This is a genomic window from Vibrio sp. C8 (assembly GCF_054051265.1).
In genome coordinates, this window is sequence record NZ_JBPAOE010000051.1 from 146,525 (window position 1) to 167,211 (window position 20,687).

22 protein-coding genes and 1 tRNA gene are annotated in these 20,687 nt (G+C 43.7%); 14 read left to right on the forward strand and 9 right to left on the reverse strand.

All coding sequences use genetic code 11. The features are described 5' to 3' along the window. From ispD to folB, 5 genes are all read right to left on the reverse strand, one after another. The gene (gene ispD, locus ACRQQK_RS19245; protein WP_042480608.1) at positions 1 to 696 is read right to left on the reverse strand and encodes a 2-C-methyl-D-erythritol 4-phosphate cytidylyltransferase; all 696 of its coding nucleotides are present in this window, start codon (positions 694 to 696) and stop codon (positions 1 to 3) included. After that, positions 696 to 977 carry a cell division protein FtsB gene (gene ftsB / locus ACRQQK_RS19250; RefSeq protein WP_042480612.1) on the reverse strand — a complete coding sequence of 94 codons (282 nt, stop codon included), beginning with the start codon at positions 975 to 977 and terminating at the stop codon, positions 696 to 698. The genes ispD and ftsB overlap by 1 nt, the downstream gene beginning before the upstream one ends. A 125-nt stretch (positions 978 to 1,102) precedes the next feature. Continuing rightward, positions 1,103 to 1,906, reverse strand: coding sequence for an undecaprenyl-diphosphate phosphatase (locus ACRQQK_RS19255; RefSeq protein ID WP_457514098.1), 804 nt, complete (start codon positions 1,904 to 1,906; stop codon positions 1,103 to 1,105). Between the two features lie 9 nt (positions 1,907 to 1,915). Then, positions 1,916 to 2,407 carry a 2-amino-4-hydroxy-6-hydroxymethyldihydropteridine diphosphokinase gene (gene folK, locus ACRQQK_RS19260; RefSeq protein ID WP_457514100.1) on the reverse strand — a complete coding sequence of 164 codons (492 nt, stop codon included), beginning with the start codon at positions 2,405 to 2,407 and terminating at the stop codon, positions 1,916 to 1,918. Beyond that, entirely contained in the window at positions 2,404 to 2,757 is a 354-nt protein-coding gene (folB, locus tag ACRQQK_RS19265) for a bifunctional dihydroneopterin aldolase/7,8-dihydroneopterin epimerase (RefSeq protein ID WP_102943022.1), read from the reverse strand. Before folB ends, folK begins: the two co-directional genes overlap by 4 nt. A gap of 235 nt (positions 2,758 to 2,992) precedes the next feature. Between folB and plsY the strand changes: the two genes are divergently transcribed. After that, positions 2,993 to 3,589 carry a glycerol-3-phosphate 1-O-acyltransferase PlsY gene (plsY, locus tag ACRQQK_RS19270; RefSeq protein WP_457514103.1) on the forward strand — a complete coding sequence of 199 codons (597 nt, stop codon included), beginning with the start codon at positions 2,993 to 2,995 and terminating at the stop codon, positions 3,587 to 3,589. Positions 3,590 to 3,649: 60 nt separating this feature from the next. On the opposite strand, the gene tsaD is transcribed toward plsY, so the two are convergent. After that, positions 3,650 to 4,666 carry a tRNA (adenosine(37)-N6)-threonylcarbamoyltransferase complex transferase subunit TsaD gene (tsaD, locus tag ACRQQK_RS19275; RefSeq protein ID WP_102955394.1) on the reverse strand — a complete coding sequence of 339 codons (1,017 nt, stop codon included), beginning with the start codon at positions 4,664 to 4,666 and terminating at the stop codon, positions 3,650 to 3,652. A gap of 240 nt (positions 4,667 to 4,906) precedes the next feature. Here tsaD and rpsU point away from each other — a divergent pair, with 240 nt between their 5' ends. The 7 genes from rpsU to ACRQQK_RS19310 all read left to right on the forward strand — a co-directional run bounded on the left by rpsU (position 4,907) and on the right by ACRQQK_RS19310 (position 12,089). Next, a complete protein-coding gene (gene rpsU, locus ACRQQK_RS19280; RefSeq protein WP_001145625.1) occupies positions 4,907 to 5,122 on the forward strand; it encodes a 30S ribosomal protein S21 in 216 nt (71 codons plus the stop codon). Positions 5,123 to 5,149: 27 nt separating this feature from the next. Further along, the gene (locus ACRQQK_RS19285; RefSeq protein WP_457514107.1) at positions 5,150 to 5,593 is read left to right on the forward strand and encodes a GatB/YqeY domain-containing protein; all 444 of its coding nucleotides are present in this window, start codon (positions 5,150 to 5,152) and stop codon (positions 5,591 to 5,593) included. Positions 5,594 to 5,700: 107 nt separating this feature from the next. Then, the gene (gene dnaG / locus ACRQQK_RS19290; RefSeq protein ID WP_457514109.1) at positions 5,701 to 7,446 is read left to right on the forward strand and encodes a DNA primase; all 1,746 of its coding nucleotides are present in this window, start codon (positions 5,701 to 5,703) and stop codon (positions 7,444 to 7,446) included. A gap of 97 nt (positions 7,447 to 7,543) precedes the next feature. Then, positions 7,544 to 9,403 carry an RNA polymerase sigma factor RpoD gene (gene rpoD, locus ACRQQK_RS19295; RefSeq protein ID WP_457514111.1) on the forward strand — a complete coding sequence of 620 codons (1,860 nt, stop codon included), beginning with the start codon at positions 7,544 to 7,546 and terminating at the stop codon, positions 9,401 to 9,403. Positions 9,404 to 9,559: 156 nt separating this feature from the next. Further along, positions 9,560 to 9,635, forward strand: a tRNA-Ile gene (locus tag ACRQQK_RS19300). Positions 9,636 to 9,905: 270 nt separating this feature from the next. Continuing rightward, entirely contained in the window at positions 9,906 to 10,139 is a 234-nt protein-coding gene (locus ACRQQK_RS19305; protein ID WP_457514113.1) for a hypothetical protein, read from the forward strand. Between the two features lie 198 nt (positions 10,140 to 10,337). Beyond that, positions 10,338 to 12,089 (forward strand): lysophospholipid acyltransferase family protein, encoded by a 1,752-nt coding sequence (locus ACRQQK_RS19310; protein ID WP_457514115.1) that lies wholly within the window; start codon positions 10,338 to 10,340, stop codon positions 12,087 to 12,089. Between the two features lie 51 nt (positions 12,090 to 12,140). Here the strand turns inward: ACRQQK_RS19310 and ACRQQK_RS19315 are convergent, their stop codons facing one another. The 3 genes from ACRQQK_RS19315 to hutX all read right to left on the reverse strand — a co-directional run bounded on the left by ACRQQK_RS19315 (position 12,141) and on the right by hutX (position 15,569). Then, positions 12,141 to 14,291: a TonB-dependent hemoglobin/transferrin/lactoferrin family receptor gene (locus ACRQQK_RS19315; RefSeq protein WP_457514117.1), complete on the reverse strand. Its 2,151-nt coding sequence runs from the start codon at positions 14,289 to 14,291 to the stop codon at positions 12,141 to 12,143. Positions 14,292 to 14,475: 184 nt separating this feature from the next. Further along, positions 14,476 to 15,051, reverse strand: a complete 576-nt coding sequence (gene hutZ, locus ACRQQK_RS19320) for a heme utilization protein HutZ (RefSeq protein WP_102955389.1) — start codon at positions 15,049 to 15,051, stop codon at positions 14,476 to 14,478. Beyond that, complete coding sequence (gene hutX / locus ACRQQK_RS19325) at positions 15,048 to 15,569, reverse strand: heme utilization cystosolic carrier protein HutX (protein WP_457514119.1); 522 nt, start codon at positions 15,567 to 15,569, stop codon at positions 15,048 to 15,050. Before hutX ends, hutZ begins: the two co-directional genes overlap by 4 nt. Before the next feature lie 220 nt (positions 15,570 to 15,789). Here hutX and ACRQQK_RS19330 point away from each other — a divergent pair, with 220 nt between their 5' ends. The 6 genes from ACRQQK_RS19330 to ACRQQK_RS19355 are packed head-to-tail and all read left to right on the forward strand — an operon-like array spanning position 15,790 to position 20,485. After that, positions 15,790 to 16,587 carry a TonB family protein gene (locus tag ACRQQK_RS19330; RefSeq protein WP_457514121.1) on the forward strand — a complete coding sequence of 266 codons (798 nt, stop codon included), beginning with the start codon at positions 15,790 to 15,792 and terminating at the stop codon, positions 16,585 to 16,587. 8 nt (positions 16,588 to 16,595) lie between these two features. Next, complete coding sequence (locus ACRQQK_RS19335) at positions 16,596 to 17,279, forward strand: MotA/TolQ/ExbB proton channel family protein (protein ID WP_457514123.1); 684 nt, start codon at positions 16,596 to 16,598, stop codon at positions 17,277 to 17,279. Next, positions 17,279 to 17,701: an ExbD/TolR family protein gene (locus ACRQQK_RS19340; protein ID WP_457514125.1), complete on the forward strand. Its 423-nt coding sequence runs from the start codon at positions 17,279 to 17,281 to the stop codon at positions 17,699 to 17,701. The genes ACRQQK_RS19335 and ACRQQK_RS19340 overlap by 1 nt, the downstream gene beginning before the upstream one ends. Then, positions 17,698 to 18,567, forward strand: a complete 870-nt coding sequence (locus ACRQQK_RS19345) for a heme/hemin ABC transporter substrate-binding protein (RefSeq protein ID WP_457514127.1) — start codon at positions 17,698 to 17,700, stop codon at positions 18,565 to 18,567. The genes ACRQQK_RS19340 and ACRQQK_RS19345 overlap by 4 nt, the downstream gene beginning before the upstream one ends. A 38-nt stretch (positions 18,568 to 18,605) precedes the next feature. Further along, entirely contained in the window at positions 18,606 to 19,646 is a 1,041-nt protein-coding gene (locus tag ACRQQK_RS19350; protein ID WP_457514129.1) for a FecCD family ABC transporter permease, read from the forward strand. Next, entirely contained in the window at positions 19,646 to 20,485 is an 840-nt protein-coding gene (locus ACRQQK_RS19355) for a heme ABC transporter ATP-binding protein (protein ID WP_457514131.1), read from the forward strand. The genes ACRQQK_RS19350 and ACRQQK_RS19355 overlap by 1 nt, the downstream gene beginning before the upstream one ends. Positions 20,486 to 20,687 lie beyond the last annotated feature (202 nt).

Below are 20,687 nucleotides of genomic sequence, written 5' to 3' on the forward strand. Positions count from 1 at the left end.
TTATTCCTTATTTCGGCTCAAATAGAACTCAGCCAACGCGAGATCTTCTGGCTGAGTAATTTTTATATTATCTGCTCGGCCATTAACCAAAGCCGGGCTTAAATTCAGTCTTTCGAACGCGGATGCTTCATCGGTAATATTCGCTTTACTCGCTAACCCATCAATCAAAGCTTCGCGCAAAGGTAGAGTGCGGAACATTTGTGGTGTCAAAGCATGCCAGAGATTCGAACGTTCAACCGTGTGATCGATATTCTGTAGCTCATCGCTACGCTTCATCGTATCTCTGACTGGAGCTGCGAGAATGGCGCCAACAGAATGATTTTCAGCACATTCGATGAGTCGTGTAACATCCAGCTCTGTGAAACAAGGGCGAGCCGCATCATGAACGAGAACCCATTCACTGACTTCATGTTTACAGATGTAATTCAATGCAGAAAGAACGGAATCTGCTCGTTCTTTGCCGCCGTTAACTCGAATAACTTGAGGATGGTTAGCAAGTGCTAACGTAGAAAAGTAAGGGTCATCTTCGCTGACTGCGACAACCACTTTGGAAACTTTGGGATGCGCGAGTAGCTTGGACACGGTGTGCTCAAGTACGGTTTTACCCAAAAGCTTTAAATATTGTTTGGGACGGTCGGCCTGCATCCGACTGCCAACGCCCGCAGCAGGTACAACCGCAATGATTGATTTATCCATTAACGATTATCCTCTCCGGTAATACGGTAAAAAGTTTCTCCACTTTTCACCATTCCCAATTCATGACGAGCTCTTTCTTCAATCGCATCAAGCCCTTGTCGCAAGTCATCAATTTCCGCGAACATCTCTTGGTTACGTTGATGTAAGTTAGTATTCACTTGCTCTTGAACTTCTATCTCTGCCGCAACAGCATGATAATCAGATATTCCGTTCTTCCCCTGCCATAAGCTGTATTGTAGAAAACCAAGCAGCAGGGTTAAGGTCACCGCAAGTACTCGCATTACTTTCACACTCGTCAATATTGATAAAAATCGGTGTATATAGAAGAAAGGCCGAATAAAAACGGCCTTTTTGTCAATTTGGGTAGAAACGCCCTATTTATACCATAAGCCCCCTTTTCAGGCGACTAACGGCTTAATAGAAAGGCAAATAACCCCACACCTAAAATCAAACGATAAATTACAAATGGGGTCATACCCATTCGAGAAATAAGCTTTAAGAAAAAGAAAATACAGATATAGGCGCTAACAAATGACGTCAAAATACCTGTCATCAAGAATCCTAGATGGATTGGTTCACCACTGGTAACCAGCTTCAAACCTAGGTAGCTTCCCGCCAGTACGATAATCGGAATCGACATTAAAAACGAAAAACGCGCTGCCGCTTCACGAGTAAAACCAAGATAAAGAGCCGCGGTAATGGTAATACCTGAACGTGAGGTTCCAGGAATCATGGCTACCGCTTGTGCTAAACCGATGAAGAGCGCTTTCTTCCAACCAGATTGATATTCATTAATATTCTGTTTAGCCGTTTTATCGGCGTACCACAGAGGAATGCCGAAAATAATGGTAGTAGCGGCAATCACCCATGCGCTACGCAAGTAGACTTCAATGACGTCTTTCATCACTAAGCCAAAGATACAAGCTGGGATAGTCGCTAAAATAATGCACCAAGCTAGGTTGGCTTCTTTGCTTCGATCTCCTTTGAAAATAGAAGCAAAAAATGCGCTTAATAGTGCTTTGACTTCGTTTCTAAAGTAAATCACAACCGCAGTTAGGGTGCCGACATGAACCGCCACATCAAACGCTAAACCCTGATCAGCCCAACCTAATACTGCCGATGGCAAGATAAGATGTGCAGAGCTGGAAATTGGCAAAAATTCAGTAAAACCCTGAATTAAAGCCAACATAAAAGACTCGAAATAACTCATTATTTTCTCTTACTTGATACTAAACCAGAGGGGAACTGGTTTCAGTTGTTCTAAAAGTTCAGCGTTTTGCCAGACCTTTTCGATAGACAAATCTGTTCCCGGAATATTGAGTTCTGGGCATAACTCATACAAAGGCTGTATCACAAATGGATATTGATAAATATCCAGACGCGGGACAACAGGTGAGCTTGGGGATATGACATCACCAAACAGAATAATATCCATATCCAGAGTACGATCTTGATACTTTTTCGCATCAATATCGCGTCCCCAACGATACTCAGCATCTTTTAAAGACTGCTGAAAATTGTGTAGAGACAATGAAGTTTTTAACTCCACCACTAGATTGAAAAAAGGATGACTATCAAACCCTTGAGCTGGGCACTCATATATCGTTGAAAGACGTAATTCGCTTCCCACTAAGCTCAGCTCTTGAATTGCAGCTTCAATATGACGGCGTCGTTCTATGTTAGAACCTACACCAACATAGGCAGTGATCATAATGATCCTCTTTCGATGATCACTCCTACACCTTTCGCCTGCGGAACTGCACCCGGTTTTGTTAGTCGAATACGAATCCAAGGCACACTAAAGCGTTGCATGATTAAGCTAGCGACTTCTTCTGCCACCCTTTCAACCAATAAGAAACGGCCTGATTCAATATGTTCAATCACAGCTTGGCTGACTTGAGCATAGTCTAGAGCATGCGCAACATCGTCGCTGTTGCCTGCTGGCTTATTGTCATGAGCCATTTCCAAATCGAGAACCAGTTTTTGTTTAATGGTCTGTTCCCAGTCATAGACCCCTATTGTGGTAATGACTTCTAGCTGCTCTATAAAGACTTTATCCATCTTCTATCGAATTCCTTCCAACAGTTAAACGCAATTACAGGTCGGATACCTATATTGAGTAAAAAAACGTACTATCGTCGCCAATCGCGATATCATATACGAAACCGCGTTTAGATGGGTAAACCAAACAGAATTTTTACTTAAAGACACTCATGCCAACTTGAAGTTACCAATCGCATGGGTATAACAAAACAATGTAAAGCCCAGTTCAAAAAATTACCGTATTGAGGCAATAATGACGCCATTGGCACTAATAATGATAATTTCAGCTTACTTACTGGGGTCGATCTCCAGTGCGGTGCTGATCTGTCGTTTATTGCATCTACCAGACCCCAGAGGTGTGGGTTCAAATAATCCGGGCGCTACAAACGTATTACGAATTGGTGGGAAAAAAGCCGCCGCTGCTGTGCTACTGTGCGACATGCTAAAAGGCACGATTCCTGTTTGGGTGGGTTACTTTCTAAAAATAGATCCACTTATATTGGGTGTCGTAGCGATTGCGGCATGCCTTGGTCATATGTACCCTATTTTCTTTCACTTTAAAGGTGGGAAAGGTGTCGCCACGGCTTTAGGTGCTATCGCCCCTATCGGATTAGATTTAACAGCCATGATTATGGCGACTTGGTTATTTGTGGCGGTTGTTTTCCGCTATTCATCCTTAGCCGCAATTGTCACTGTATTACTAGCGCCATTTTATACTTGGCTAGTGAAGCCACAATATACCTTGCCCGTAGCTATGCTCTGTTGCTTAATCATTTTGCGTCATCATCAAAATATTAAGCGTCTTTTTGCAGGAACAGAGCCCAAAGTCGGCGAAAAAAAGAAAGCATAGCGCTTTCTTACAGACACAAAAAAACGGTCGCCTTGGCGACCGTTTTCTTTATCAGATGTGTTACTCGATAGGGGTCAGTTGATCGATTGGCCAACGAGGACGAGCTTCAACGCTCAAATCTGTCACGTCACCATTTTTTAAACGTTGCATACCAGCAAACGCAATCATGGCACCGTTATCGGTACAAAACTCGGTACGTGGGTAATACACTTCACCACCGATTTTTTCTGCTAGCTTAGCTAAATCTGCGCGTAACTGTTTATTGGCGCTTACACCACCAGCAATGACAATTCGCTTCATGCCAGTTTCTTCCAACGCACGTTTACACTTAATCACCAGCGTTGAACAAACTGCATCTTGGAATGCATAGGCAATATCGGCACGAGTTTGTTCATCGTCACCGTTTGCAGCAATGGTATTAGCCGTAAAAGTTTTCAGGCCAGAAAAGCTCATATCTAAACCAGGACGATCCGTCATAGGACGTGGAAATTTAAAACGTCCCGGCGTACCCTTTTCTGCTAAGCGAGAAAGCAAAGGACCACCTGGGTAATCCAGACCCATCAGTTTTGCGGTTTTATCAAACGCTTCACCTGCAGCATCATCAATAGATTCACCAAGAATACGGTATTCACCAATGCCTTTTACTTCTACCATCATGCTGTGACCGCCAGAAACAAGCAATGCAACAAATGGAAACGGAGGTGGATTGTCTTCCAACATCGGAGCGAGTAAATGGCCTTCCATATGGTGAACGGCTACAGCAGGAACATTCCAAGCGTAAGCAATACTGCGTCCAATGGTTGCACCAACTAATAGAGCCCCTACCAAACCTGGTCCTGCGGTATAAGCAACACCGTCAATGTCTTTAGGCGTTAAATTCGCTTCTGCCATTGCAGCTTTAATAAGAGGGATGGTCTTCTTAACGTGGTCACGCGAAGCCAGCTCTGGCACAACACCGCCGTAGTCAGCATGAAGTTTTACTTGGCTATAAAGCTTATGTGACAGCAATCCCTTTTCGTCATCGTAAATCGCTATACCCGTCTCATCACAAGAGGTTTCAATACCAATAATACGCATATTTTTCTCAGCACACTGCCATCTAAAATTTCAAATTGGCGCAATGTTACAACGGCTTCGCTTCACAAACAAATTTTGTACAGAGGCTAAGCGACAAAGTACTTTACAAAGGTACAACGATCGGATTAAAATTCCGCACCATTTTTGATCTAGCTGATTAAAGACCAAACGAATAAGAAACCTTGTTGATTTGGTCACTGAATATCAGCATTAACGAATAACCCCTGAGGTGAAAGGCATATGCCAGTAGTTAAAGTACGTGAAAACGAACCGTTCGACGTTGCACTACGTCGTTTCAAACGCTCTTGCGAAAAAGCAGGTATCCTTTCTGAAGTGCGTCGTCGTGAGCACTACGAAAAACCAACTACAGTTCGCAAACGCGCTAAAGCAGCAGCTCAAAAGCGTCACGCTAAAAAGCTTGCTCGTGAAAACGCTCGTCGCGTTCGCCTGTACTAATAACTTTTCCTAACTAAGGAACGAGTTATGGCTCTTATTGATAATCTTAGAGAAGAGCAAAAATTAGCGATGAAAGCCAAGGACAAAGCGCGCCTTGGCACTATTCGTTTAGCCCTTTCAGCAATCAAACAACGCGAAGTCGACGAGAAGATTACTCTGACCGATGACGATATCGTAGCTGTGCTGACCAAAATGGTTAAACAACGTCGCGACTCTGTATCGCAATACGAAGCAGCAAATCGTTTAGATTTAGCTGAAGTGGAGCAAGCAGAAATCACCGTACTTGAGGAGTTTATGCCTCAACCACTGAGTGAAGAAGAAGTGTTAGCTCTGATTGAAAGTGCTATCGCAGAATCCTCCCCAGCGGGCATGCAAGACATGGGTAAAGTGATGGCTATCTTGAAACCACAAATTCAAGGGCGTGCAGATATGGGTAAAGTCAGCGGTTTAGTTCGCGCTAAACTGGCTTAATCCAGAACTCTATTGCAGCAAGCCGTGCTATTCTTTGAATGCACGGCTTGTTTGTATCTCAGGTCTGTTGACCTTGCACATTCGTTTTTATCTTTTTTTTAGGTTTTATGGCAGGACAGATCCCTCGTAGCTTTATCGATGACCTCCTAGCTCGACTTGATATTGTCGATGTTATCGACGCACGTGTGAAACTTAAAAAAAAGGGCAAAAACTACGGTGCATGTTGTCCATTCCACAATGAAAAAACCCCGTCATTTAGCGTAAGCCAAGAAAAGCAGTTCTATCACTGTTTTGGCTGCGGCGTACATGGTAACGCCATCGACTTCATGATGGAGTACGAACGCCTTGAGTTTCCTGAAGCAATTGAAGAATTAGCTTCATCTCTCGGACTAGAAGTACCCAGAGAAGAACGCTCAAATAGTGGTTTCAAAAGTAACACACCAAAAGTTAGCAGCGACGAAAAACGTAATCTTTACGATTTAATGGGCAGCATCGCTCAGTTTTATCGTCAACAACTTAAAGTTCCAGCTAACCGTCATGCCATTGAATATTTAAAAAATCGCGGTTTATCCGGCGAGATTGTTCAAAAGTTCGGTATTGGCTATGTGGCTGACGAATGGGATTTAGTTCGAAAGAATTTCGGACAACAAAAACATGCCCAAGACATGCTGGTTTCTGGCGGCATGTTGATTGAAAACGACAACGGTAAACGCTATGACCGTTTTCGTGGCCGCGTTATGTTCCCGATTCGGGATCGTCGAGGCCGAGTGATTGGTTTTGGTGGTCGTGTGATTGGCGAAGGTACGCCTAAGTATCTGAACTCACCTGAAACACCTATTTTCCATAAAGGCAAAGAGCTGTACGGACTTTATGAAGTTTTACAGGCTTACCGTGAACCACCGCAGATCCTCGTGGTCGAAGGTTATATGGATGTAGTTGCTCTGGCGCAATATGGCATTGATTATTCCGTAGCTTCTCTAGGAACATCAACCACAGGCGACCATCTACAACTGTTGTTCAGACAAACCAATACTGTGGTTTGTTGTTATGACGGTGACCGAGCAGGTAAAGAAGCGGCATGGCGAGCACTGGAAAATGCGCTTAGCTATCTGAAAAGCGGCAACATATTAAAATTCCTGTTTCTTCCAGATGGCGAAGATCCTGACAGCTTTGTTCGTAAAAACGGTAAAGAAGCATTTGAAGAAATGGTTCGCAATGCAGAACCATTATCAAAATATCTATTTTCTAATTTGCTGACTCAAGTAGATGTAGGTAACAACGAAGGCAAAGCAGCATTAGAAGCGCTTGCTCTTCCTTTAATTAATAAAGTACCTGATGAGTCCATGCAAAATCAGTTACTTAAAATTTTAGGTCAAACGACTGGGATTTATAAAAAGCCAACACTACCGACGGATTCTAAAACTAGACCTCAACCGCATAAAGAAATAAAGCGAACACCGATGAGAGATGTCATCGCTTTGCTTCTTCAGAATCCGAGCTATGCTGATATGGTGCCAGACCTTTCTACTACTCAAGGTTTGGACATTCCAGGGTTGAAATTGTTGACGGAAGTGCTTGAAAAGTGCAAACAACAACCCCATATAAAGACGGGTCAATTGTTAGAGCATTGGCGAAACACAAAAAACGAGGCACTGTTGTCTCGACTTGCAAGCTGGGATATCCCACTTGTAGAAGATAATCAAAACGAACTATTTTTTGACTCATTGGACAAAATTATTGCCCAGTGCGTAGAGAAACAAATTGAAAACTTGCTCGCTAAATCAAGAAGTATCGGTTTATCAAGCGACGAAAAAAGGGAGCTTCAAGAACTCATGAGAGATTTGAAAGCGTAACCCTGTTTGAATAGTCAGCAACAAATTAATTTGTTATTATTCGTGGTTTGCATTTCGCATACTATTCCTTCACCAGATACGAAGTTGGATACCGTCTATGGATCAAAATCCGCAGTCACAGCTTAAGCAACTTGTCATTCGCGGCAAGGAGCAGGGCTATCTGACCTACGCCGAAGTAAATGACCACCTACCAGCAGAAATCGTAGATTCTGAACAGGTAGAAGATATTATTCAGATGATCAATGACATGGGTATCAAAGTTGTAGAAACTGCCCCTGACGCTGATGATCTAGCTCTTAATGATGATGAAACCATCACCGACGAAGACGCAGCTGAAGCTGCTGCTGCTGCGCTGTCTAGCGTAGAGAGCGAGATTGGTAGAACAACTGACCCAGTTCGTATGTATATGCGTGAGATGGGTACAGTAGAACTACTAACTCGTGAAGGTGAAATCGATATCGCGAAGCGTATCGAAGATGGTATCAACCAAGTACAAAGCGCTGTTGCTGAATACCCTGGAACGATTCCATACATTCTTGATCAATTTGACAAAGTTCAAGCTGAGGAACTTCGCCTAACCGATATCATTAGTGGTTTTGTAGACCCTGATGATGCTGAAAGTGAAGCACCAACAGCAACACACATCGGTTCAGAGTTAACAGGTTCAGACCTAGATGACGAAGACGACTCCGATGATGAAGATAAAGACGAAGATGACGAAGACGATTCCGATGATGAAGAAGTTGGTATCGATCCTGAACTTGCTTTAGAGAAATTTACTGAGCTTCGCAATCAATATCAGAATCTTCAACTAGCGATCAACGAGCATGGCGACAACAGCAGCAAAGCTCAAGAAGCAACTGAACTTGTGCTAACGGTCTTCCGTGAATTTCGTTTAACACCTAAGCAATTTGATCATCTTGTGAATACTCTACGCAATTCTATGGATCGCGTACGTACACAAGAACGTCTGATAATGCGCACTGTTGTTGAAAAAGCTAAGATGCCGAAAAAATCATTTATTTCGGTATTTACTGGCAATGAATCTGATGAGGCTTGGTTTGACCAAATTCTTGCATCAGATAAGCCATATGTAGCTAAGATCCGTGAAGATGAAGAAGATATTCGTCGTTCAATTCAGAAACTACGTATTATCGAACAAGAGACATCTTTAACGGTAAACCGTATTAAAGATATCAGCCGTCGCATGTCTATTGGTGAAGCGAAAGCTCGCCGTGCGAAGAAAGAGATGGTTGAAGCGAACTTACGTCTGGTTATTTCTATTGCTAAGAAATACACAAACCGTGGTCTACAGTTCTTGGATTTAATCCAAGAAGGTAACATCGGTCTGATGAAAGCAGTGGACAAGTTTGAATACCGTCGTGGTTACAAGTTCTCGACTTATGCAACATGGTGGATCCGTCAGGCAATTACTCGTTCAATTGCAGACCAAGCTCGTACGATCCGTATCCCTGTTCATATGATTGAAACGATCAACAAACTGAATCGTATCTCTCGTCAAATGCTACAAGAAATGGGGCGCGAGCCTCTGCCAGAAGAGTTGGCAGAACGTATGCAAATGCCGGAAGATAAGATTCGTAAAGTACTGAAAATTGCTAAAGAGCCAATCTCAATGGAGACACCAATCGGTGACGACGAAGATTCGCATCTAGGTGATTTCATTGAGGATACAACACTTGAACTACCACTAGATTCTGCAACGGCAACTAGCCTACGTGCAGCAACTCGTGACGTTTTGGGTGGTCTAACTCCTCGTGAAGCAAAAGTACTTCGTATGCGTTTCGGTATCGATATGAATACTGACCACACTTTGGAAGAAGTTGGTAAGCAGTTCGACGTAACTCGTGAACGTATCCGTCAGATCGAAGCTAAAGCGCTACGTAAACTTCGTCACCCAAGCCGTTCAGAAACTCTGCGCAGCTTCCTAGACGAATAACGGAACAGCAAGCTTTCATAAAGCATTGAATAAAAGGTGAGCGATAGCTCGCCTTTTTTATTATCTACAGTTCTAAGTGGATAAAAACTAAGCGCTATTACCTTACTTTGTGTCTAGACACACCCAAGCCCTTCCCCTATAATCATTGACCTATTCGGCCCCTTAGCTCAGTGGTTAGAGCAGTCGACTCATAATCGATTGGTCATGTGTTCAAGTCACATAGGGGCCACCAAATCCCGATAAGGCGTATGAAGAAATTCATGCGCCTTTATCTTTTCTGGTCCGGTCTATATCCGGTCCGCGATTACTTCCGGTAAGCTCTGGTCCATTAGGTCAGCCGAAACTCTCCACGTAGTCACCACAGAGTCACACTTCCCCTATCAGAGTGATATCCACCATCAGAACCTTCTCTCATCTGTACAACGTAAATCAGAGCAGATACATACCACTCAACACCAGAACCAAACCCCAGAAAAACTCCGCACTGGGTACTTTTTCCACAATGGAGCAAACTACTTTCCAGCTTACTAAAGACGACAATGCCATCCAGTCTGAAGTATTGATCACCTCTGACGATGAGATTTTTGGCACCATCATCAGCCAAAGAATGGCGAATGACCCCAAGCTACATAAAGTACTCATTCCCTACTGTGGAAACCCTGTGATGCAGATAATTATCATCGATAGCAGCACACAAAAAGGACTGGTAATTAATAACCTATCTCAACTCAGTTGAGTTTCTCTTCACAATGGCGGATGTGATTATTTAGGAAGGCTCGTTATAACAGGGCCTTCTTTATACCTTTCCTTCTCTACCCCATCCCACATTCATCATTTTGCAAAAAATCCGCCATCAAAGACTCATATAACTGCAGCGTAGGTGAAATATTCGCCTTCTAGCATGGGCTAATAATACAAGTATTGTGAGGTTAACATGCTGTCTAAAAGCCCTTTTAAATTGCCACGAAAAACGCCGTTTGGTTTAGGTGAAAACCTAGCAGAATGGGCAACGGGTTTAAGTCAACTTGATAAATTCTATGCACAGCGTCCTGCAGGAGGCGACACTCGCCAGTTCCTTCGCTTCACGCTCGAAATTTTAGGTATTGATTACCAACTGATAAAAGGTTCACTTAACAACGTACCGCAAATTGGACCAACGGTTGTCGTTGCCAACCACCCACTAGGCTGTGTTGAAGGTGTGATTTTGGCAGAGATGCTCCTTACGATTCGATCTGATGTGCAAATACTGGCAAACCAGTACTTAAAGACAGTTCCTGAACTGGACTCTCTCTTTATCGGTGTTGATGTATTCGAAACAGATAAAGCACGTAAAGCAAACCTTCAAGCGATGCGTCAGGCTCATAAACATTTAGAGCAAGGCGGCTTATTGTTGATGTTCCCTGCTGGCGAAGTTTCCCAATTGGTAGATAGCAAACAACGTCGATTGGAAGATAAAGAATGGAGCCAGTCGGTAAGCCGCTTGATTAAAAAGCATAAAGCGGCAGCCGTACCTGTGTACATCGAAGGACACAACTCCACCCGTTTTTATATGGCAGGGAAAATACATCCACTGCTTCGTACCGTAATGCTCGGCAGGGAGTTGCTCAACAAAAAACAAACCTGTATCGACATCTCCATTAGCGACGCAATCCACTATAAAGAACTGCAACATCTTTGCGATCAGCAACTGGTTAATTACTTGCGTCTCAACACTTATCTACTCGGTGCAAAAAAAAGTCTTTCACGAGATAAAACTAACCTAGATGAAACCTCACAACCGATCGCTGACCGATTACCTCTGGTTGAACTGCTTGAAGACCTTGAAGCACTTCCTTCATCATCATTGCTGCTTAGCCTGAATGAGTTTGATGTTTACTGCACTCAATCAGAGAATATTCCTTCTTTAATGCATGAGATTGGACGCTTACGTGAGAAGAACTTTCGCCAAGTCGGTGAAGGGACAGGTATGGCTTTAGATGTCGACGACTATGACCGAGAGTATTTACATCTTTTCATTTGGGACAGAGAGCGCGATGAAATGGTTGGCGCTTATCGCCTGGGGCTGGTAGACAAAATTGTCGCAGCCCAAGGTATTCAAGGACTCTATTCCAGCACCCTATTTAATTACGATCCGCGCTTTCTAGAAAATATGGGTAACGCTATAGAGCTAGGACGCTCAGTGATTGATGAGCACTACCAGAAGAGCATGGCACCTTTGCTTCTGCTATGGAAAGGAATTGGCGCATTTATACATAGAAACCCTCAATACACTCACCTGTTTGGCCCGGTTAGTATCAGCAATGATTACAGTGACCAAGCACGACGTTTGCTGGCCGATACCATGACGCTACACTTTTACGACAACGAGCAAGCGAACTTAGTCGTCGCATCAAACCCATTACCTTTGATGCCTGCTCAGTGGAATGCGAGCCTATTAACATCATTGGCGGATCTTCAATTGCTCTCAAGAGTAATAGCCCGTATTGATGAAGGGAAAGGTATTCCTGTCCTGCTGAGACAGTACTTAGGACTGAACGGAAAATTGGTCAGCTTTAACGTTGACCCCGCATTCAACGATGCCTTGGATGGTTTGATTGTAGTGGATTTACACGATGTGCCGATGAAAACCCTAGGTCGCTATATGGGTGTGAAAGAAGCGGAAGAGTATTTGAAAGCGGCTAACTAGACTAGCAATAAAAAGGGCGCTAAGCGCCCTTTTATCAACTAGAGTTCACGGTTAGAAGTTATATTCCACGCTTGCACCCCAGTTACGGCCGGCTTGTGAATCAAAATCACTTAAACCGTCACTTTCACCATTTAGGTCAGAGAATACCCAGTATTTTTCGTCAAAGACGTTAAACAAACCTGCACGGACAGTCATGTCTTTGATTGGACGATAATAAGCCGTTAAATCAACAATGTTGTACGAAGGCGCTTCAACGTTATCTTCTTCTTCCCATTCATCTTTCTTGGCTACAAATTTGTAGTTAACCAATGCACCGTATTTTTCGTCTGCTGAGTTATAACCTAAGCCAACATTTGTAGTAAACGGCGCAATAGAATCTAGCTCGCGGCCTGTCGCTTTATCTTCACCATCAGCGTAAGCCAAACTTAGACGGCTATAAATGCCTTTAGGACCAAGAACCGTTGCGGCAAACTCTGCACCGTAAATACGCGCTTCATCAATATTTTGCATGGTGATGATGTCTTTACCTGTGCTTGCATCTTCACCGACGACGTTGTCAGTAATGAAGTTTTTGTAATCGTTATAGAAAATACTTGCTTCATATTGCAGGATCTTATTCTCACCACGGAAACCAAGCTCATAAGACAGGCTGGTTTCAGCTTCTAGGTTTGGATTCCCTTCGAAAATAACCCCTTCACTGTAGCTGTAATATAAGTCATAAACAGTAGGAGCTTTGAAGCCTTGGCTGATTTGAACGTACGGGCTAAACATATCTGCGACATGATAAACAGCCCCTACACGACCAGTCACCGCATCATTGCTGCTTCCCACCTGCTCAGTATCATAACCTTCTGTTGTTTCAGGCGTTGTTTTAAATGAGTCATAACGAAGACCTGCTGAAAGGACTAACTTTTCATCAAATAGGAATAGCTGATCTTGAATAAACATACCCCACTGGCGCACGTCTGCATTCGGCAAACCAGTACTCCCAGAAGATTGTGTACCACTGCTCAGAATATAGTCTGTATTCTCTAATGAGAAATCATTCTGAAGATAACTCGCGCCATAGGTTAACTGATGATAGTGCGCGTCAGCTTCAATCAGTTTGTTAACTTGAGCATCAAACTGGATGGAATCATCGCTAGAAATACGCTGACGATTACGCATACGGTCAACATAAATACTTCCCCAGTTAGTTATATCATAGTTATCAGATTCGCTTTCTGTCGCTTGGTAGCTCAACTTCCACAATAACTCATCAGCCAACGCTGCATTCATTTTCCAGTCGTGTTCAAAACCAACACGCGTTCGAGTATTTTCATCTTGTACCGATGAATCGTTATAAACTAAAGTCCCCATCGCACCCATGTTGATTCCAGAACCTTCCTCGGATGCAAGGTATGAATTGTTTTGATAATCATAATATTCGAATGTCAGACCAAAGCGATGCGCTTCATTGGCTTGATAAAAGACTTTCGCTAAACCATTCATCAATTTCGTATCAGCCGGATCTGCAGCGCCTCGATCTGTGCCAACGACATCGGCACCATCGCCATGCGTTTTGTACTCACTACCATCGGCATAAGTAAGCATAGTGATCGTTTCCCAATCCCCTTTGCGCAAAGCCCAAGTTAGCGTATTTTTGAACTCACTATTCACCGATGAGTAACTACTCTTAATACCAAAACGGTGCTCATCGCCCTCTGTAACTAAAACATCTTCTGGATTCTTTGTGCGGAACAACACCACACCACCAAGGGCATCGGAACCAAACAAACTTGAAGATGGTCCTTTGTTCACTTCTACCGATGTTAAAGTATCTAGCTCGATGGTATTAGGATATTTGCGCTGCTGACTAGCACCTGGATTGTAAGGTACTGGCTGTTGAACGCCATCAACCATCACTTTCACACGGCTGTCTTCCATACCACGAATATTGAAACCTGAAACACCAAATCGACCGTCAGCTTGTGCATCAACACCGGGTGTATATTTGAAAGTATCCTTCAAATTTGAAGTCATCGTTTCATCAAGTTCTTCACGATCAACAACTTCAACAGATGAAGATACGTCCTTCTTATCCTGTTCAATACGCGTTGCCGACACAACGACTTCGTCAAATGAATAGGTAGTTTCTTCTGCAACAGCGGGCGCTGATAGCAACGCGCCGATAACTATCGCAAGCGGAGTTTGCTTAATCATTATTATGTCCATGTTTAAATGTTAAGTGAGCTCAGTGGTTTCCCTGAATTTGAAGTGCACGAATCCAAGCGGCGTTCGCACGCGAGCCGCTTCGAGGCATCAAAATTATGGGAATATTGTTATTAGTTGAGCTGAGATTTCAGATTATGTCTTTACTTAGTAAGCATTGGCTTTTAAGTATTAGTTATTGCTCCATACGCTCCTTTTCAGCTTTCACATGCCCTTCTGTTAAATGAACAAAATCGAGCATGTCATTGCCGGAAATAACAAACGCTTGTCCGAACCCTTTGACGTAACGTCCTGATTCAGGCACTAAGCGGTAAAGATTGAAGTCACCTAGCTGGCTTAAATTATCGATAATCTCTCCAAATCGCGCTTTTAGCGCGGCAACACCTTGGACCCAATCTTCGGTCTGTCTTTCGACAAGTTCTGCGCGCGTGTCGAAAGTCAGTCTCTTACGGGCATAAATGTTCTTACATTCACTTTCATCTTCGATCATTAAAATCGAAACATTGCGGTTCGTTTTTAAGTTCTGCCCATGAGCGGCAATATCACTCACGAGGATGTAATAAGCTTTGCTATCAAAAGCGAATGGCGCATAGGTAGCGTTCGGAATACCAGCAGCGTTAATAGTTGCTAACTGCAAGGTTTTGCGAGAATCACGAAACTCACGAACTTCTGGCTCTAATCGACCTTGCAGACGTTCACGACGAACTTCTTCTCGTTGAACATTTTCTTGTGGCTGACTTTCTATATTCACGCGGCAAACTCCTTTTTCATTTGCTTAAACGCTTCTACCTGCGATGGGAAAAGCTGACGTTTTTTGTCTCGGCCTACGTATACTTTAAACACACAATCCCCATCAGAATTGAAGAAACCAATATAGTAACTTTCCATTCCTCGGAATGGCTTACTCACAAACGCGATATGTTCTACGAGATCTAAGCGAAGATGACCATGCAGTTCGCCCTCTCTTCCCATTAAGTTATAGTAGCCGTGCGCTTCTTTGCCTTTCGGGAAATTGGCTTTGGTTTCAAAGATCGAGCCTAAAGAGTGAACGATAGTCGTAACACTTCCCCACTCTGGTAACTGTTCTAAAATAGTCTGGGCGTGTTCACCTGCTACTCGCGTTACCATCTCGTCAGGCAGAGCAAAAGTAATGGCGCCTTCGCTTACCCCCAATTTCTGAGACATGTTAAATACTGGGGTAGAGTCATCTTCCGACAACGCTGCTGTCACTTTGTGTTTTACTTCTTCTTCGGAAAAAGTGGTGTACATGGTTACTCCTAGTTACGCTTTGGCATTCAAGTAGTTACCACTACTATTGAACAAGTCATTCGCCAAATCCCAACTCAAAATGTTTAATTTATAAAACGAAAATCGGATGAGTGGCTATCATACCCAGTCATTTTAACAATGCAAATGATATTTGATATCATTTGCATTTAAGAATATTATCATTTTTAACATTCTTTGATAGATTCATTAATGGCTGAAAATGACAAAGCTCCGTTATCTCATTGCTGGCTTAATAGCATGCCTAATACACGGTATTGCGCTGTCGTACACCCCACAGAAAGACACAATCAATGTCTCGACCGAGGAAGGAACACAATCTTTTCAAATTCAGCTGATGACGATTTCTGCCGTTAAGCCCGTGACTGAAACCGAAAATAGCATCACGGAGAAAACAGTAACAGCAACGCCGCCAAAGGAACAAAAACCAGCGGAAGTTGAACAACAAAATACGCAAGCGCTAGTCCGTAAGCCAAATACAAAATCCGCTTCTCTTCTCCCGGAGAAAAGTCTCCCTATTAAGCAGAAAAAAGATCAAGCTAGAAGCAAAACCCCTACTCATATCGTAGAACAGAAACCACTAAGCAAGCCCGAAAAGAGTGTATCCAAAGCTGAAGAACTCGTTTCTGTTCAACCTTCGAAGGAAAAACCAGCAACACCCCAAACCGAAAAGCGACAGCACACTCCACCAGCACAGGTAAACGCACAAGACAGTAAACCTATGTTGGTGAAAAAACCTAGATTTAACGCAAAACCAACGCCTGTGACCTATCCAAGGATCGCAAGGAAGAAAGGCTTAGAAGGCAAGGTTCTGATTGAGGTGTGGCTTGACGAACAAGGTAATCAAATCAAGCAATTACTGCTTGAGTCCAGTGGCCACCGCGTACTTGATGAACGGGCCCTAAGCACAATCAAAGAATGGCGTTTTTCAAATCAGCTAGAGCAAGGGCAAGCCATCGCTCTTCGGGTACAAATTCCCATTAATTTCCAATTACAGTAGTCGCTATCATGCAAACATTAACCAATATTCACAGTCAGCTCGGCCTTATGACATGGCCATTTATCATCATGTCATTTCTCACTATCGCTATCTTGGTCGAACGTACGATCTACATGCTACTCAACAGCCGTACTCATACCACAGCAATCCTCAGAAGGATCCATAAACTGGATTTTTCTCGCCCGCAGGAAGTGGATGCGTTTATTAACAATGAACTAAACGGCAAGCAACTGATATTTCAATCCATGCGCATGCTTTTGGGTCATCGACATTTTACCAAACCACTCCGTGAAGAAGCCGTTGGTATCTGGCTATTCAAAAAACGACAGCAGTTTCGATCAGGCATTCGCCTATTGTCGATGATTGGCGTGATAAGCCCGTTGATTGGACTACTTGGAACCGTATTAGGTTTGATGGAAATGTTTAGCGGCATGACCGACGCTAGCGCCGTCATTTCACCAGCAACCTTAGCGGATGGTTTAGGTCTCGCTATGACCACCACTGCCGCAGGTTTGATCATCGCGTTGCCTGCAATTACAGGTGCACAACTTCTAGGCATGTGGGTGGAGAAGACGCTTGCCAAGATTGAGTACACTCTGAATCACAGCAATCTGCATATTGAGGGGATTGTGGTTGACCCTTTCTCAGATACTCAAAGCGAATATACCGTTACCACTGACGAGGTGCTGTAATGATCCAATCACACTCTCGTTATAGCGAAGACGAATTTAAGCCAGATCTCACACCGATGATCGACATCATCTTTATTGTGATGGTGTTTCTTCTGCTTACTGCGAATGTCAGTGTTCAAACACTGAATGTCGACATCCCAAAAACGGAAGAAGCCAGCCAACTTTCCTCGCCAGATAAACCCGTTATTTCAATCGGTATCTTGCACAATGAAGAGGAAAAGTGGGCATTAGATGGCGTGAAATACAGTGATTGGAAGATTTTCACTACAGAACTACTGAAAACTCGCAGCACCTACCCTGATAAACCTCTTGTGATTGCCGCAGACAAAAAAGCCGATGTGGAATCCATGCTCAACCTCTTTGCATTCATGCAGAAACACCAAATTTCCGCCACTAATATCGTTATGGAAGAACAACAATGAAAAAACTCGCTTTGGCATTCAGTCTATTTTTATCGATTCCTTTTTTATCAATGGAATCGGCTTACGCTCAACAAGAAACACAGGCAAACAATCGCATCATTAGTGCAGGCTCAAGCATTACCGAGCTACTGATTGCGCTAGGCGCGAAAGACCAGCTTATCGCTGTGGATGTAACAAGCCGCAAATACAACGCTGACGAAGCCTTGCCGCAAGTAGGGTATCACCGCCAGTTATCTGCTGAGGGCTTAATGGCTCTTTCACCAACTCATTTAATTGGCTCACATGAAATGGGACCGGAAAACACCTTAACATTGTTAAAAAGTGGCGGCATAAAAGTCGAAACAGTGCCTTCTGGAGATACAGAAGAAGACCTGTTTGGCCGTATCGATAAAATCGCGCAAATCACAGGAACGCAAGAGAAAGCAAAAGCACTCAAAGCATCCATTGATAAGCAACTAAATGAGCTGAAATCTCGCAAGCTTGAGCATCAACCCAAAGTGCTGTTTGCCATGCTGACCAAAGGCAGGCCAGCCACTATCGCAGGCGATCAAACCACCATCGACGTGATCATCAACCTTGCTGGTGGTCAGAACCCTGCGAAATCAGAAATGAGTTCATACAAACCACTAACCGCAGAAGCCATCGTACAAATGCAGCCTGATTTCTTGTTGGTCAGCACTCGTGCTTGGGAAGCATTAGGTGGGCATGAAGGCATTCTAAAAGAGTTCCCTCTTCTTGCGGCTACACCTGTTGCAGGCAAAGACCGCATTATTCCTGTCAGCAGTAGCGCCATCATTGGCGGCTTTGGACTTGAAAGTTTAGAACTGAGCGACGAGCTGTATAAAACATTCCAGACGTTCAATTAAGTCGAGTCTCAAGCTCATCAAAATGAAGAAAAACAACAATGACAGATTCTAGAATGGTTTCAGCCAAGGCCTTATGCATCTCATCGGCAGTCGCACTTTATTTGGCCACAGTCGCCTCCATCAGCATGGGTGCGATGAACATCAGTTTATCTGACAGTTTGAAATCTCTTTTACCGATAGCAAGCCACGACTTGCCTGCGCACGTCACTATGATTGTTCAACAAGTACGTTTGCCTCGTACTTTGTTAGCCATCGCTGTCGGAGGGATTTTAGCAATCAGTGGTGCTGTAATGCAGGGGCTATTTCGTAATCCGCTCGCTGATCCCGGCATCATAGGGGTATCTTCTGGTGCTGCATTAGGAGCAGCTTTAGCGATCGTAGTGTTTGGTGATCTTGCTAATCACTATCCAAACTTGCTGTTATTCGGAACGGTACCCATGTTCGCCTGTATCGGCGGCGCTTTGACTACCTTCGCCGTATATCGCCTTGGCACCAGCAGTAACGGAACTTCCGTCACTATGATGCTGCTTTCCGGTGTCGCCATTTCTGCACTGGCAGGCGCGGCATTAGGATTACTCAACTATTATGCCGATGACCAAGCTCTTCGAGACCTGTCGCTTTGGACGATGGGATCATTGGCGAGCGCCAATCAAAAAGGTTTATGGCTCGCTTTTGCTACGCTCATCATTTTGTTTATCGCTTACTATCGTGATGCCGATAAGCTCAACGCCATGTTATTAGGTGAAGCGGAAGCGCGTCATATGGGCATTAACGTTCAGACGTTAAAGCGTCGCCTAATTGTATTGGCAGCCTTTGGTGTCGGAGTCACCGTAGCATTAAGCGGTATGATTGGCTTTATCGGACTTATCGTTCCTCATTTAGCCCGGATGATCATTGGCCCCAACTATCGTTCACTATTACCAGTAACGCTCTTTCTCGGCGCACTGTTATTACTGATTTCCGATATGTTGGCTCGAACCGTGGTCGCACCTTTAGATATGCCTGTTGGGATTGTCACCGCATTGCTTGGCGCACCTTTCTTTGTTTGGCTTTTGATTAAGCAAAAGGGACGAATCTAATGCTGCCTCTCTTATCTTCGAAATTTACCTCATCAAACACAGCGAAAGAATCGATTGAATACTCCGGTATTGAAACGGTCGAAATACGCCATTTGTCCGTGACTCTTGGTGATAAAACCATACTGGATAATATTGACCTTACACTGAATCGTGCCGAGTTTACGGTTCTGCTTGGCCCTAATGGCACTGGTAAAAGTACCTTGTTAAAAGCACTAACTGGTGAAATCAGCACAAAAGGCGAGTTTGCACTTTTTGGTCAAGAGCGAGATTCATGGTCAGCACCATTGCTAGCAAAACATTTGGGTGTACTGCCGCAAAGCAGTTCTTTGTCGTTTAACTTTATGGCTAAAGAAGTAATTGAGTTGGGCGGTATTGGGTTAACGATGTCCAATCGGCAACTTGAAGATGTGGTGGCAAAACATATGCGTGACACAGATGTTGAGCACCTGCGTTTCCGCTCATACCCTACTCTCTCAGGTGGCGAAAAACAGCGAGTGCATCTCGCTCGTGTACTCACCCAACTGGAGCAAAGTGATCACAACAAAATTTTGCTACTGGATGAACCCACCTCTGCATTGGATATTCACCACCAGCACACAACATTAGCGTTGGCACGTAAGCTAGCAAATGAAGGCGCTACGGTTGTCGCTGTACTGCACGATCTTAATTTAGCGGCTCAATACGCTGACAGAATCGTTATTCTAAACCAAGGCAAAATTGCCGCAGACGATATTCCGGCTAAGGCTCTTAAACCTGAAATCATAGAAGCGGTTTACCACCATAAAGTCGATATCATTGCGCATCCTACACACGGCCACCCTGTTGTCATTGCCTGTTAATCAGCTTACCGAACTACATTGAGTTGAAACACTCAACAACAAAAAAAGGCGATGAACCAAATGGACATCGCCTTTTTATTATATGTGAGAGTAGAATAAAGTTTCATACTAAGTAATCTCTTAAGCCCCGATCCACAAGGGGCTTAAATCTTAGGATAAAAAATAAAGTATCATACTAAATCCACTCCCTACACTCTAACCC